General features: G+C 73.5%; 11 protein-coding genes. 7 read left to right on the top strand and 4 right to left on the bottom strand.

The window, feature by feature from the left end:
• Nucleotides 1-50: 50 nt before the first annotated feature.
• From IH25_RS0112525 to IH25_RS0112510, 4 genes are all read left to right on the top strand, one after another.
• The gene (locus IH25_RS0112525) at nucleotides 51-944 is read left to right on the top strand and encodes a UbiA family prenyltransferase (protein WP_030607611.1); all 894 of its coding nucleotides are present in this window, start codon (nucleotides 51-53) and stop codon (nucleotides 942-944) included.
• A 14-nt stretch (nucleotides 945-958) separates the two neighbouring features.
• Nucleotides 959-1,603, top strand: a complete 645-nt coding sequence (locus IH25_RS0112520) for an ATP-binding cassette domain-containing protein (RefSeq protein WP_245172769.1) — start codon at nucleotides 959-961, stop codon at nucleotides 1,601-1,603.
• Nucleotides 1,600-2,394 (top strand): hypothetical protein, encoded by a 795-nt coding sequence (locus IH25_RS0112515; protein ID WP_030607608.1) that lies wholly within the window; start codon nucleotides 1,600-1,602, stop codon nucleotides 2,392-2,394. Before IH25_RS0112520 ends, IH25_RS0112515 begins: the two co-directional genes overlap by 4 nt.
• 110 nt (nucleotides 2,395-2,504) lie before the next feature.
• Entirely contained in the window at nucleotides 2,505-3,734 is a 1,230-nt protein-coding gene (locus tag IH25_RS0112510) for a glycosyltransferase (protein WP_030607593.1), read from the top strand.
• A 916-nt stretch (nucleotides 3,735-4,650) separates the two neighbouring features.
• Here the strand turns inward: IH25_RS0112510 and IH25_RS0112505 are convergent.
• Nucleotides 4,651-5,676, bottom strand: a complete 1,026-nt coding sequence (locus tag IH25_RS0112505; RefSeq protein ID WP_030607591.1) for an alcohol dehydrogenase catalytic domain-containing protein — start codon at nucleotides 5,674-5,676, stop codon at nucleotides 4,651-4,653.
• A gap of 460 nt (nucleotides 5,677-6,136) precedes the next feature.
• On the opposite strand from IH25_RS0112505, the gene IH25_RS0112500 reads away from it, so the two are divergent.
• Entirely contained in the window at nucleotides 6,137-7,390 is a 1,254-nt protein-coding gene (locus IH25_RS0112500) for a YncE family protein (protein ID WP_030607588.1), read from the top strand.
• A gap of 61 nt (nucleotides 7,391-7,451) precedes the next feature.
• Here the strand turns inward: IH25_RS0112500 and IH25_RS0112495 are convergent, their stop codons facing one another.
• A complete protein-coding gene (locus IH25_RS0112495) occupies nucleotides 7,452-9,359 on the bottom strand; it encodes a cellulase family glycosylhydrolase (protein WP_030607585.1) in 1,908 nt (635 codons plus the stop codon).
• A gap of 210 nt (nucleotides 9,360-9,569) precedes the next feature.
• On the opposite strand from IH25_RS0112495, the gene IH25_RS0112490 reads away from it, so the two are divergent.
• A complete protein-coding gene (locus IH25_RS0112490) occupies nucleotides 9,570-10,676 on the top strand; it encodes an XdhC family protein (RefSeq protein WP_030607582.1) in 1,107 nt (368 codons plus the stop codon).
• A 17-nt stretch (nucleotides 10,677-10,693) separates the two neighbouring features.
• On the opposite strand, the gene IH25_RS0112485 is transcribed toward IH25_RS0112490, so the two are convergent.
• Entirely contained in the window at nucleotides 10,694-11,401 is a 708-nt protein-coding gene (locus IH25_RS0112485; RefSeq protein ID WP_107058369.1) for a GNAT family N-acetyltransferase, read from the bottom strand.
• Between the two features lie 196 nt (nucleotides 11,402-11,597).
• Nucleotides 11,598-12,098, bottom strand: coding sequence for a metallophosphoesterase family protein (locus IH25_RS0112480; RefSeq protein WP_030607577.1), 501 nt, complete (start codon nucleotides 12,096-12,098; stop codon nucleotides 11,598-11,600).
• 263 nt (nucleotides 12,099-12,361) lie between these two features.
• On the opposite strand from IH25_RS0112480, the gene IH25_RS0112475 reads away from it, so the two are divergent.
• Nucleotides 12,362-13,918, top strand: a complete 1,557-nt coding sequence (locus IH25_RS0112475; protein WP_030607574.1) for a pectate lyase family protein — start codon at nucleotides 12,362-12,364, stop codon at nucleotides 13,916-13,918.
• The last annotated feature ends 47 nt before the right edge of the window (nucleotides 13,919-13,965 follow it).

Below are 13,965 nucleotides of genomic sequence, written 5' to 3'. Positions count from 1 at the left end.
GCCCCGGCCGTCCACCGGCCCGGCCCACCAGGGAGTACGGATCCACAGTGATGACGACCACGATCGCACCCGCGGCGGTCCTCCAGACCGCCTGGCGGGAAATCCGTTTGAGCTGGCTGTTCATCAGCGCCGACCGCTGGACCACCATCTTCCCCGCCACCTGCTTCGTCACGGCGGCCGTCGTCCATGCCCGGCTGCCCCCGTCCGCGGCCGCGGTCACCCTGGTCGGCGGTGCGCTGTACTTCTGGCTGTTCGTCTACGAACACACCCTGGCCAACCAGCTCGTCGGCGTCGAGGAGGACCGCGTCAACAAGCCGTTCCGCCCCCTGGTCACCGGCCAGAGCAGCGTCCGGGGCGCCCGGCTGCGCCTGAACGCCGTCCGGGTCCTCTTCCCCGTGTACGGGTACTGTCTGGGCGTCCTGGAGTGGGCCCTGATGTGGCAGATCCTCTCCCTGCTCCAGCACGAGTACGGCTGGGGCCGGCACTGGCTGGGCCGGAACCTCTACGCCGGCGTCGGAGTCGTCGCCCAACTGGCCGCCGCCTGGGAGATGGTCACCGCCATGTCGCCGGACGCCTGGCGCTGGATCGTGACCCTGGCGATCACGGTGACCCTTCTCATGTCCGTCCAGGACCTCCGCGACATCACCGGCGACCGCGCGGTCCACCGCTCCACCATGCCGCTGGTCTTCGGCGAGAGGCCCACCCGGGTCTTCCTGTGCGCCGGCTTCGCCCTCGGCCCCCTGGCCATCCACCACTTCCTCATGGAGCCCGCCGGCCCGCACTGGTGGATCATCGCCACGGACGTGGTCCTGTGCGGCCTGAGCCTGCTGCTCTCCGTCCGGGTGGTGCTGGCGCGGGGCCGGGAACAGGACCAGCGCAGCTACCGCCTGGTGGAACAGTGGTACACCCTCGCCCTGGCCGCGTCCGTCTACACACTTCGCTGACGAAAGGCCCCGACGTGACCGCAGAGGCCGCGCAGCCGTTGCGCCACCAGCCGCGCCTGCGCATCCGTGGCGTCTGGAAGGCCTACGGCCGCAGACAGCTGCTGCGCGGCGCCGACCTCGACGTACCCGCCGGAGCCTTGATCGGTGTCGTCGGCGAGAACGGCACGGGCAAGAGCACACTGCTCCGGATCGCCATGGGGCACCTGGCGCCCGACCGGGGCACGGTGGAGCGCACCGGCAAGGCCGGGTACTGCCCGCAGCACGCCGTGCTGAACGACTCGTTCACCGTCATGCAGCACCTGCGCCTCTTCCAGGCGGCCTACCGGCTGCCGACCCTCGCCCGAGCCCACGAGCTGATGGACCTCCTGGCGTTCGCCGACTGCGGCCGGCAGCGCGCCGGGGAGCTCAGCGGCGGCACACGGCAGAAGCTGAACCTGCTGCTCGCCCTCATGCACGATCCGCAGCTCCTGGTGCTCGACGAGCCGTATCAGGGCTTCGACTGGGACACGCACCAGCGTTTCTGGTCGCTCGCCGCCCACTTGCGCGACCAGGGCAGGTCGATCGTCGTGGTCTCGCATCTGCTGCACGATCGGCATCACTTCGACGCGGTCGGCCACCTGCGCGACGGCTGTCTGGACATGGAGAGACCCCTCCGATGACGTTCCGGCCCTCGGCCTACACCGAGATGCTGCGCTGCACTCTCCTCGGTCACCTGCGCAGCCGCATGGCAGTGCTGCTGGCGGTCGCCTTCATCCCCGCCTGGATCCTGGTGGCGCGGCTGTGCGCACCGGACCGCAAGCTGCGGTTCTCCCTGGAAGCGGAGGGCATCGATGTCCTCGCGCCGGCGAACCATGTCAGTCAGGTGGCCAACGCGCTCGCCGCTGTCACCCTGGTCACGGGTTTCTCGATGTTCATGGAGACCTTCAAGGCCGGGGAGACGGACCGCCGGCTGGTGCTGGCGGGGTACCCGAAACTCCGGATGCTGCTGGCCAAGGTCACCGCGGTCGCCCTCGTCACCGCTCTCGTCGCCGTGTACACCATGGCCGTGCTCGGCAGCTCGCTGCCGGTGAACCAGCCGGGCCCGCTGACCCTCGCGGTGTTCAGCGCCGGTCTCGCCTACGGCGGAATCGGTCTCCTGCTCGGCTCGTTGGTCCGCGGCGAACTGGAGGGCTTCTTTCTCGTCATCATGCTCAGCCTGGTCGACACCGGTTTGCAGAACCCGGTCCTGAACGTCGCCGACCTCACCGGCCTGAGAGCGCTGCCCCTGTACGGTGCGTGCCAGTCGGCGCTGGCCGCGGCCTTCACGTCCGTCACCCCCTGGTCGTACGGGCTGCTCTCGTTCGCCTGGTCCGCCGCGACCAGCGCCCTGGCCCTGCTCGCCTTCCATGTGCGCACCCGCCCCCACTGCCGCATCGCCACGGAGGCGCTCGCGCGGACGCCGCACCCCTGACCCCACAGCCGCCCGCACGGGCCCGACCCCCGGGTACCGGACATTCGCGCCGACACGTGGGCGCGGCGGCCACGGGAGCGGCCATACTGGCCGTCGTGCGCGTTGCGATCATGACGGCGGGTTCCCGGGGCGACGCCGCCCCCTACACCGGGCTCGGGCACCGGCTGGCGCTGGCCGGGCACCAGGTCACGCTGGTCACCCACGGCCGCTTCGCACCGCTGGTGGCGGGGTCGGGGGTGCGGTTCCACGCGCTGCCGGTGGATCCGCTGGCGGAACTCCGGTCGTCGCGCGGCCGGGGCCTGCACCGCAGCGCCAGCGGGGCCGGAAAGCTGGTGCGCGTGCTGGAGCTGGCGCGGCACCTGGTGGGACGGATGACCGAGGACCTGCTGGACGCGGCGCGGGACAGCGAGGTGCTGCTGCTGTCCGCCTCGCTGGCCCCGCTCGGGCACACGATCGCCGAGGGACTGCGACTGCCGAGCCTGGGCGTGTATCTGCAACCGCTCGCCGCCACGCGGGAGTTCGCCCCGCCGGTGCTCGGCGGCGGGGCCTGGGGCGGGCCGGTGAACCGGCTCGCCGGGCAGGGGGTGAGCCTGGCCGTGGAGCATGTCTTCTCCGGTGCCGTGCCCGCGCTGCGCGAGCGGCTCGGCCTGCCCCCGCTTCCCGCCGTCGCGGCCCGGCGGGCCCGGGAGCGGCGGCGCTGGCCGGTGCACCACGGCTTCAGCCCCCTGGTGGTGCCCCGGCCAGCCGACTGGCGGGCGGGCCTGGAGGTGGGCGGCTACTGGTGGCCGTACGACGGCGAGGGCCGGCTTCCCGATGAGGTGGAGGAGTTCCTCGACGCGGGGCCGCCGCCGGTGTTCGTCGGGCTGGGCAGCGCGACCGTGCCGGACGCCGGGCGGCTGAGCGCGCGGGTGGTGGCGGCGCTGCGGCGGGCCGGGCTGCGCGGGGTGATCCAGCGCGGCTGGGGCGGGCTCGCGGCCGACGGCGACGACATGCTGACCGTCGGCGAGGTGCCGCATTCGCTGCTCTTCCCGAGGATGGCCGCCGTGGTCCACCACGCGGGCGCGGGCACCACGGCGGCGGGGCTGCGCGCCGGAGTGCCGGCGGTTCCGGTGCCGGTGCAGTTCGACGCGGGTTTCTGGTCCGCCCGGCTGGTCGCGCTGGGGGTCGCCCCGGCCGTCGTACCGCTGCGCCGGCTGACCGTGGACGCGCTGGCCGCGGCACTGGTACGGGCCACCCGGGACGCGGCGTACCGACGGCGCGCCGAGACCCTGGCCGCCGGGATCCGGCGCGAGGACGGCACCGCACCGGTGCTGACCGCCGTGGACGGGCTGGCCGGCTGAACCTCGCTCGCCACTGCGGACCGGCTGCTGCGCGGCACCATCGCTGTCGGTGCTCACCGGCGGGCCGCCGTGCGCGCCCCGGCCGGGGCGTCGGCGGTGAGCCGCCGGCTGCGTAGTGGCGCTCGGTGTCACCGGCGGGGGCGGGTGGGCCGCAGGCGGGGGGGCCGCAGGCGGGGGTGACGAAGCCCGGCGGGCGCTCGGCTGGCCGCAGGGGTGGCGGTGCTGTTCCAGGCAGCCGAGCCGCAGGCAGGCGGGCGGAGCCCGGCGACCGGGCACCAGGCAGGCGCGCCAAGCCCGGCGACCGGGCAGCGGGCGGGGGTGCGGAGCCCGGCGGCCGGGCCGCAGGCGGGCGTGCGGAGCCCGGCAGGCGGGCCGCAGACAGGGGAGCGGAGCCCGGCAGGTGGGCCGCAGGCGGGCGTGCGGAGCCCGGCAGGCGGGCCGCAGGCGGACGTGCCAAGCCCGGCGACCGGGCCGCAGGCAGGCGGGCGGAGCCCAGCGACAGAGCACCAGGCAGGCGCGCCAAGCCCGGCGACCGGGCAGCGGGCGGGGGTGCGGAGCCCGGCGGCCGAGCCGCAGGCGGACGTGCCGAGCCCGGCGGCCGAGCACCAGGCAGGCGCGCCGAGCCCGGCGACCGGGCCGCAGGCAGGCGGGCCAAGCCCGGCGGCCGAGCCGCAGGCGGACGTGCCGAGCCCGGCGGGCGGGCCTCAGGCAGGCGTGCCAAGCCCAGCGACAGAGCACCAGGCAGGCGCGCGGAGCCCGGCGGCCGGGCAGCGGGCGGGGGTGCGGAGCCCGGTGGGCGCCCGGTCGGCCGCTAGGGTGGCGGTGCTGGGCCGTCCGGCGACGTGCCGTTCGGCCGGCTCGCCGGCCGGGCCCCTGCCGGGCCGCCCGCATCCCTCGGCCCGAGCCGCCCCGGGCGTCAGCCGGTGGTCAGGACCATGCGGAAGCGGGCCGCGCCGGACAGCATCCTGTCGTACGCCTCCCCGGCCCGTTCCAGCGGCACGGTCTCGGTCATCGGGCGGATGCCGTGCAGGGCGCTGAAGGCCATGGTGTCCTCGATGTCCTGCGCGGTGCCGGAGGGGTGCCCGCGGACCACCCGGCCGCTCATGATCAGTTGCACCGGGCTGATGCCCAGCGGTTCGGGCGTGGCGCCGATGACGGTCAGTTCGCCGCGCGGGGCCAGGCCGTCCACGGTCGCGGTGATGGCCTCCGAGTTGCCGGCGGTGGCCAGGACGGCTTTCGCCCCGCCGAGGGAACCCAGCGCCTCGGCGACCGGGGTCGCCGCCGTGCTGTCGACGTAGTGGTGGGCGCCGAGCCGCTTGGCGAAGTCGGCCTTCTCGGCGCCCCGGGCGATCGCCACGGTCTCGAAGCCCATCGCCACCGCGTACTGCACGCCGAGGTGGCCGAGACCCCCGAGCCCGAGCACCGCGACCAGGTCGCCCGGCTCGGCCGGACCGCGCCGCAGCCCGTTGTACGTGGTCACGCCCGCGCAGGCCAGGGGCCCGGCATCGGCCGCCGAGAGCGCCTCGGGAATCCTGGCCAGGGCGTCGACGGGTACGGTCGTCCGCTCGCCGAAGCCGCCCTCGTAGGCCCAGCCGGGGACCTTCAGGGCGGCGCACACGATGAAGTCACCCCGGCGGCAGGACGGACAGTGGCCGCAAGCGCCGCCGAACCAGCCGACGGCCACCCGGTCGCCGACGCTCCAGCCGCGCTCCCGGGTGCCCTCGCCCAGTTCCTCGATCCGCCCGGCGATCTCGTGCCCGGGGACTTCCGGGAAGGTCACGCCCGGCAGTGCGCCGCCGACGAACAGCGCGTCGCTGTGGCAGATCCCGCACGCCTCCACGGCGATCCGCACCTGCCCGGGTCCCGGGGGCCGGATCTCCCGCTCGGCGAGTTCGAAGGTGCCGTTGGGCGTGGTCACCTGGGCGACGCGATAGGTACTCATGGCGCTCTCCGGGAAACGGGGCGACGGCCTTCATCTCCAGCAGACCAGTTCCGGCGCGATGACGCGCGCCGAGCCGGGCCGCGCCCCCGCCGGCCCGCGCGAACTGCGTCTCAGGGGGTTCCGGGGCGCCAGTCCTCCGGCCGTAGCGTGCCCGGCAGCGGCCGCACCGGTCCGGCCACCGCCTCGTCCAGCGCGGCGTGCTCGGGCGGCGGCAGGCCGTCCGCGTCGGCGAGGGCGTCCCGTCGGCGCCCTCAGCCTGCCGCTCAACCCGCCCCCTCCGTCCTCCTCCGTCCCCCGCCGGTACCCCGCGGTCGTCCCATCGTGTCGTGCACGCATCTTGCCGAAGAGGCCGCCTCCTCCTTACTTTTCAGTAAGTTCACTGTGCACGCGGCCGTGTTCAGATCCCCGGACTCCCCCTGGCTTCCCTCGCCCCCGACCTCCCCGAGGAAAGAGAGCCGTCATGGCTGCCTCCAGAACCAGGCACCTGTGCTCCGTGGCCGTCGCCCTCGCCCTGGCCGCCGCCGGGCCGGCGACCGCCGCCTCCGCGCGCCCCGCCGCCCCCGACGGCCTGCGCGAGGTGCTCTTCGTCGGCAACAACTGGGACGGCACCGCCGATGTCATCCGGTCTTCCGGCGACTACGCGAAGATCGGCCGGATCAGCGTCGTCCCGGACAAGGCCGCACGGATGGCGGAGATCAACGCCGACCCGATCAGGTGGATCTACTTCCAGGCGATCCGCGACAGCGTCGGCGAGGGGCACGACCAGTTCGCCGACGACATGTACTCCACCCCGGACGGCCGGTCGGTGGTGGTGTCCCGGCCGAGCTTCGCGGACGTGGTCTCCATCGACCTGGCCGACGGTAAGGTCAACTGGCGCTTCCCGGTGGCCGGTTACCGCGCCGACCACATGGCGGTCTCGCCGGACGGCACCCGGGTGGCGGTGTCCGCGTCCACTGCCGACACCGTGCATGTGCTGGACATCGCCACCGGCCGGCAGCTGGGGTCGTTCAAGACCGGCGACAAGCCGCACGAGAACGTCTTCGGCAAGGACGGCAGGTACCTGTGGAACATGTCCATCGGTGAGGTCAACACCGCTCTGGACGGCCCGGGCTGGGACTGGACGAAGGGCGACCGGCACATCACGGTCGTGGACGCCACGACGTTCCAGCAGGTCAAGGTCATCGACATGCGGCAGCGGCTGGACGCGTTCGGGCTGAAGGACTTCTCCGACGCGGTCCGCCCGGCCGTGTTCTCCCCGGACGAGTCCAAGCTGTACTTCCAGGTGTCGTTCTTCAACGGCTTCTTCGAGTACGACGTCGCCACCGACAAGATCACCCGGATGAAGACGCTGCCGAAGAACCCGGCGACCAGCGAGGACCGCACCACCTGGGTCAACGACTCGCGCCACCACGGCATTTCGATGAACCCGGCGGGCACCAAGCTGTGCGTGGCGGGCACCATGGACGACTACGCGGCCGTGGTGGACCGGGCCTCGCTCCAGGAGGGGCCGCAGGTCCCGGCGGCCAAGCCGTACTGGGCGACGGTCAGCGGGGACGGCAAGGACTGCGTCGTCTCCGAGAGCGGCGCCGACCAGGTGACGGCGATCGACTTCGCCACCGGGCGGAAGGTGGCGTCGATCGCCGTCGGCGACCATCCGCAGCGCGTCCGGCTGGGCCACGTACGGGCCGACTGGACGGGCCCGGCCGGTAACTGACGCTCCCTCATACCGTGGTCTCCGGGGTGCCCCACTCACCCCGGAGACCACTCAGCCGTACTCAGAAACGCGCCGCCGCCCACCCGGCCAGCTCGGCCCGCGCCGCGGCGAGCAGATCCGCCGGGGGTGCCGTCGCACCGTCGGTGACCAGGGCGAAGTGCAGGGCACCGGAGTCGGCGTCGGTGAGCAGCAGCCGGCGGCTGCCGGTGCCGCCGGGCTCGGGGGCCAGGCCGACCGGGGTGGCGGACGTGTGGGCGGGCGGCCCGTACACCGTGCCGAGGTCGGAGACGACCGTGGTCGCGGCGGGCGGGAAGGACGCCGGCAGGTGCAGTTCGGTGGGCGCGGTGCCGTCACCGGAGCGCCACACGAGCAGCCCGTACCGGCCCGTTCCCACCAGCTTCGCCACGTTCGGCAGGGCGGCCGGGACCGGGTTCCAGGTGAGGGTGGCGGAGCCGTCACGGGAGCGGTCCTCGTAGGTGAAGGCGAGGGTGGTGCCGGCCGTGGCGCTCGGATAGAGGCGGTCCAGGAGGCGGGCGTCCTGGCGCAGGGTGGCGGTCCCGGCGTCGTCGAGCCGCACCGCCGACAGGTCCTCGTCGTTCCAGGCGTCCCCGGCGGTGCGCACCTTGCCGGGATTGTCGTTCATGAGTTCGTGGTGCCGCCCGCTGTAGAGGTCCCACTGCCACTGGGTGCCGGACAGCACGGGCCCGGAGTCGGCGGGCCTGTTCCACCAACTCACGCCGTCCAGGCGGGAGTCGAGGGCCTGGTACATGGCCTTCAGGACGGTCGGCGCCTTGTCGGCGACCGTGCCGGACAGGGGGTGGCCGAACTCGCTGACCACGGCCGCGGTGCCGGCGGCCGAGGCGCGGTCGCGGACGGCGGCGAAGTCGGCGGCGTACTGGCCGTCGGCCGCCTTGCCCCACATCAGGATGCCGGAGATGGCCTTCTGGTCGTAGAAGTGGGTGCTGAGCACATAGCCGGGGCCGAGTGTGCCCGCGTCCAGCAGGCCGCCTTCCTGCTTCTGGGTGGAGATGTTGGCGTTCCAGAACAGGTTCGGCTCGACGAAGGCGGGCTTGTCCTGCCACCCGGCCGCGTCCATGCGGGCGCGGAACTTCTCGTAGAAGGGCCAGAGCAGTTCGCGTTCCCAGGTGCGGGAGGTCTGCCCGGGGTCGTAGGTGCCCGCGTAGGGCTCGTTGTACGGGTCGAAGCCGGTGATGCCCGCGAACTCCCCGGCGCCGAGGTGCTGCTTCAGGTAGGCCATGGTGGCCTGGGCGGTGGCCAGGAAGGCCTCCTGGACGCCGTAGGAGTTGTGCCAGAAGTCGTACTGGGCCTCGCGCACGGGCGCGTTCTGGGTGATGTTCTGCCCCCAGAAGAGGCATAACCCGCACGACTCCTTGGGGTAACGCCCGGCTTCGACGGCCCAGTTGGGAGCTCCGTCGCCGGTGTACCAGCTGTCGGGGCCGAACAGGTGCCGGGAGTACAGGTCCTGGTGGAAGTCGGGGTAGACCCGGATGCCCGCGTCCAGGAACGCGCGCATCTGCTCGGTGGCGGCGGCCAGATAGGCGGTGTCCACCCGGCCGCGCTCGGGTTCGGCACGCGCCCAGGAGAGCAGGAAGCGGACCGTGTTGCCGCCGCCGAGGGCGCGCAGCGCGGTCGCGGACTTGCGGGCGTCGGCGACGGAGGCGAAGGGCAGGCCGCCGTTCTCCGCCAGTTTCGTCTCGCCCGAGACGTTGTAGCCGCGCAGCACGATCTCGCGGCCCTGCCCGTCGGTGAACCGGCCGCCGCGCACGGTCAGCGGGGCGCCGTCGAACCAGAGGGAGCCGGGCGGGCCGGCGGCCGGGAGGGAGCCGGGCGAGCCGGCCGGGAGGGAGCCGTGCGGGGTCGCGGCGGTGGCGGGCGGGACTCCCGCGGTCACCAGGGATCCGCCGAGGACGACCAGGACAGCCAGCAGACGCGTCCGAATGTTTGGCATGTCCACTACGGTCCGGCGAAGCTCCGGAGACGTCAACAGCTTCTGACTCCCCGGTAAGCCGCCCGGCGGCCGACCCGCCCGCGCCGGTGCGGGAGGGATGCCCGGATTGAGCCCGGGCACCAGGTGTCATGTTCTGGAGACGGTGCCGGGCGGCGGAACGGCCATGAGGCACCGCCGACGGGTGAACGTTCAACGGGAACGGAGCGGGCGATGCGTGAAATTCTCGCGGCGCTGGACCGGTGGTACGCCGCCCGGCTGCCGTTCGGGCTGGCCACCGTGGTCGAGGTCAGCCGCAGCGCGCCCCGTGGACCCGGTGCCGCCATGGCGGTCGGTCCGGACGGCGAGGTGATCGGCAGTGTGTCCGGCGGCTGTGTGGAGGGCGCCGTGTTCGAGCTGGCCCGGGAGGCCGCCGAGACCGGTACGGCCCGGCTGGAGTCCTTCGGCTACAGCGACGAGGACGCGTTCGCGGTCGGGCTGACCTGCGGCGGCGAGATCACCGTGCTGGTCCGGCAGGTGACCTGGGCCCGGGATCCGGCGTTCGGCGCGGTCGCCGCGTCCGTCGCCGCCGGGGAGCCGGTCACCATGGCCACCGTGGTCGACGGGCCGGCACCGCGCGGGGCCACCCTCGCGGTGTGGCCGCGGACGGCCGCCGGCAGCCTCGGCACCCGGGGGCTGGACGCGGCCGTCGCCGCCGACGCGCGCGGCGAACTCGCCCTCGGCGTGACGGGCCTGCGGCACTACGGGCCGCACGGGGAGCGGCGCGAGGACACCGTGACCGTGTTCGTGCAGTCCTTCGCGCCGCCGCCGCGCATGCTGGTGTTCGGCGCCGTCGACCACGCCGCCGCCGTGGCCCGGATCGGGGACTTCCTCGGCTACCGGGTGACCGTGTGCGACGCCCGCCCGGTGTTCGCCACGCCCCGCCGGTTCCCCGAGGGCGTGGAGGTGGTCGTCGACTGGCCGCACCGGTATCTGCGCGGCACGTGCACCGACGCACGGACGGTGATCTGCGTCCTGACCCACGACCCCAAGTTCGACGTGCCGGTGCTGCGGGAGGCGCTGCGGCGTCCGGCGGCGTACATCGGGGCGATGGGCAGCCGGCGCACCCACGACGACCGGCTGCGCCGCCTGGTCGAGTCCGGCCTCTCCGACGCGGAACTGGCCCGCCTGCGCTCCCCCATCGGGCTGGACCTCGGCGCCCGGACACCGCAGGAGGTGGCGGTGTCGGTGGCGGCGGAGATCGTGGCACTGCGCCGGGGCGGCACCGGCGCGCCCCTCAGCCGCACGAGCGGGACGATCCATCCCCGGGAGACGGACTGACGACCGTACGCCGGCCGCTACTCGGGGTCCCCGGCCACCCTCGCGTGCAGATGCTGGTCATGCCAGCCGTCGGCGTGCAGGAGGGCGCTGCGCTGGGTGCCCTCGTAGCGGAACCCGGCGCGCTCCGCGACCCGGCAGGAGGCGGGGTTGGCCGTGGAGTGGCACAGGCGCAGGCGGTGCAGGCCCAGGTCGTCCAGGGCCCACCGGGCGAGCCTGCGGACCGCCGCGACGGCGAGGCCTGCGCCGCGGGCCCCGGGCAGCAGCCAGTAGACGAGTTCGGCACCGCCGCCCGCCAGGTCCACGTCGTTGAGCCCGGCGAGTCCGGCCGCCGGGCCGTCCGGCCGGGCGAGGGCCCACACCGCGCCGGTCTCGGCCCGCCACCGTTCGTGCATCCGGGCGATCCGGGCGCGGGCCTGCTCGATGTCGGCCACGGTGAACAGGTTCCACCGCCGGATGTCGGGATCCTGCCCGGCGGCGAGCAGCGCCTCGGCGTCCTCGGGTCGCCAGGGCCGCAGCCGGAGGCCGCCCGGCAGGGCGAGCACGGGCTGCTCGTGGCCGGCCATGCGGCCCGCGGGTACGACGTCGGGTATGCCGACGTCCGCCCGGCCCGCGAGTCCGGCATCCGGCGTGCCGACGGCCGCCCCGCCCGTACGTCCGGCATCGGGCCTGCCGACACCCACCCGGCCGTCGGGTACGACGTCGGGTATGCCGTCGCTGGAGATCATTCCGGCATCCTCGCACAGGCCGAAGCGAGGTGACCGCTACGGCCGATCTCCCCCTCTACGGCGGATCCACCCTCCACGGCGGAACTCCCCTCGTGCCGGAGCGCGGTTCACGGGCAGCGTCGGCGGATCAGCGCGCAGCGGATGGCTCACCGCACTCCGCAGACTCGCAGCGGTGGCCTGAACCGCCGGACATGTCCTAACCCCGCGGCAGGCGGTGCAGGGTCACCTCCGTGAGCGCTCCGTCGGTCACCGTCGCGGTGAGGTAGGTGCAGTGGGGCTGGCGGCGGCGGTCGGTCGGGGAGCCGGGGTTGAGCAGGCGCAGGCCGCCGGGGGCGGTGGTGTCCCAGGGGATGTGGCTGTGCCCGAAGACCAGCACGTCCAGGTCCGGAAAGCGGGCCGCGCACCTCGCCTCGCGGCCCTGGGCGGGGCCGGTCTCGTGGACCATGCCGAAGCGCAGGCCGCCCAGCTCGGCACGGGCCACCTCGGGCAGCCGGGCGCGCAGCTCGGGGCCGTCGTTGTTGCCGTACACACCGATCAGCCGGCGGCTGCGGCTCTCCAGCAGGTCCAGGGTGGCGGTGTCGACCCAGTCCCCGGCGTGGAACACGACGTCGGCGTGCGGGAGTTCGGCCAGGAGCTGCTCCGGGAGCCGCTTGGCCCGCTTGGGAAGGTGGGTGTCGGACATGAGCAGGAGGCGCACACCGTCAGCCTAGTACCGCGACGGTGCCGGCAGGGGGGGCGTGGGGCGCCGCGCCCGGCAGTGAGCGTTTTCTGCCACCGCTCACCGATGACCGCTCTCATCCGGAGCCGTGGATTCCGTAACTGTCCGAAACCTTGCCGTTGACCGGAGGTAACCCTATTCTCGCGGCGCGGAAAGCGCTTTCCCAAGTTCGGCTGAGCACGAGGAGCACCACACAGCATCCGAGCCGCGTCCGGCGGCGAACGACCGAGTGGGAGACGACGATGAGACGACCAGTCGCCATGCGACTGTACGCGGCCCTGGCCACGCTGGGCGTGGCCGCCGCGACCGGGATGGTCGTGGCGATGCCTGAGCGGGCATCGGCCGCCGTCGCAGGCGCCACGGGCTACGCGACACAGAACGGCGGGACCACCGGCGGCGCGGGCGGGCAGACCGTGCGGGCCACCACCGGCACCGCGATCCACGCGGCCCTGTGCTCCCGGGCCGACAGCAGCACCCCGATCACCATCCAGGTCGAGGGCACCATCAACCACGCGAACACCGGCAAGGTGTCCGGCGGCAGCTGCAACACCGCCGACGGCGTCATCGAGCTGAAGCAGATCAGCAACGTGACCATCGTCGGAGTCGGCAGCGGGGCCGTCTTCGACCAGGTGGGCATCCACATCCGCGAGTCCCGCAACATCGTCATCCAGAACGTGACGGTGAAGAACGTCAAGAAGTCCGGCTCCCCCACGTCCAACGGCGGTGACGCCATCGGCATGGAGAGCGACGTCCGCAACGTCTGGGTCGACCACGCGACGCTGGAGGCCTCGGGCGGGGAGGACGAGGGCTTCGACGGGCTCTTCGACATGAAGGACGGCACCCAGTACGTCACCCTGTCGTACAGCATCCTGCGCAACTCGGGACGGGGCGGTCTCATCGGGTCGAGCGAGAGCGACCTGTCGAACAGCTACATCACGTTCCACCACAACCTGTACGAGAACATCGACTCCCGCGCTCCGCTGCTGCGCGGCGGCACGGCCCACATGTACGACAACCACTACGTGAGCCTGAACAAGTCCGGGATCAACTCCCGGGCCGGCGCCCGCGCCAAGGTGGAGAACAACTACTTCGAGGACTCCAAGGACGTCCTGGGCACCTTCTACACCGACGAGTTCGGCTACTGGCAGGTCTCCGGCAACACCTTCGACAACGTGACCTGGTCCAGCCCCGGCACCGACAACCACCCGGCCGGCCCCGACCCGAAGTCCACCACCACCGTCGCGATCCCGTACGCCTACACGCTCGACGCCGCCGGCTGCGTGCCGGGCATCGTGAGCCAGACGGCGGGCGCCGGTAAGGGGCTGCGCGTCTCCGACGGCAACTGCACACCGCAGACGCCGACCCCGACACCGACCCCCACGCCCACTCCGACGCCCACCCCGACCCCGACTCCCACGCCGACGCAGCCCGGTGGGACCAACCTCAGCATCGGAGCGGGCTCCGACGGTTCCGGCAAGGCCGACGGCACGAGCTACGGCAACGTGCGCGATGGTGACCTGAGCACCTACTGGTCGCCGGCCGGCACGACCGGCTCGATCTCCATCAAGTGGGGCTCGCCCACCGCCATCTCGTCGGTCGTCATCCGGGAGACGGCGGGGGCCGCGGGCCGCATCGGCTCCTGGCGCGTCCTCAACGGCGACACCGGGGCACAGCTCGCCTCCGGCAGCGGTGCGGGCGTCATCTCCGTCCCCCGGACGACGCTCTCCAAGGTCACCTTCCAGATCACCGGCGCGAGCGGCACCCCGCAGGTCGCCGAGTTCGAGACGTACGCCGGGTAGGGCCGCACACCGGTGCCCGCCGAGCCCCGGCCACCCTGTGCTCCGGC

The sequence above is a fragment of the Streptomyces achromogenes subsp. achromogenes genome, from assembly GCF_000720835.1.
In the GTDB taxonomy this organism is placed as follows: Bacteria; Actinomycetota; Actinomycetes; order Streptomycetales; family Streptomycetaceae; genus Streptomyces; species Streptomyces achromogenes.
Note: the sequence above shows the minus strand (reverse complement) of the source record. Positions and strands in the feature narration are given on the sequence as shown.

Excerpts from the sequence above, each read along its gene's own strand:
- IH25_RS0112500 (WP_030607588.1), top strand. The coding sequence starts at position 6,137 with ATGGCTGCCTCCAGAACCAGGCACCTGTGCTCCGTGGCCGTCGCCCTC.
- IH25_RS0112495 (WP_030607585.1), bottom strand. The coding sequence starts at position 9,359 with ATGCCAAACATTCGGACGCGTCTGCTGGCTGTCCTGGTCGTCCTCGGC.
- IH25_RS0112510 (WP_030607593.1), top strand. The coding sequence starts at position 2,505 with ATGACGGCGGGTTCCCGGGGCGACGCCGCCCCCTACACCGGGCTCGGG.
- IH25_RS0112490 (WP_030607582.1), top strand. The coding sequence starts at position 9,570 with ATGCGTGAAATTCTCGCGGCGCTGGACCGGTGGTACGCCGCCCGGCTG.
- IH25_RS0112505 (WP_030607591.1), bottom strand. The coding sequence starts at position 5,676 with ATGAGTACCTATCGCGTCGCCCAGGTGACCACGCCCAACGGCACCTTC.
- IH25_RS0112515 (WP_030607608.1), top strand. The coding sequence starts at position 1,600 with ATGACGTTCCGGCCCTCGGCCTACACCGAGATGCTGCGCTGCACTCTC.
- IH25_RS0112485 (WP_107058369.1), bottom strand. The coding sequence starts at position 11,401 with ATGATCTCCAGCGACGGCATACCCGACGTCGTACCCGACGGCCGGGTG.
- IH25_RS0112525 (WP_030607611.1), top strand. The coding sequence starts at position 51 with ATGACGACCACGATCGCACCCGCGGCGGTCCTCCAGACCGCCTGGCGG.
- IH25_RS0112475 (WP_030607574.1), top strand. The coding sequence starts at position 12,362 with ATGAGACGACCAGTCGCCATGCGACTGTACGCGGCCCTGGCCACGCTG.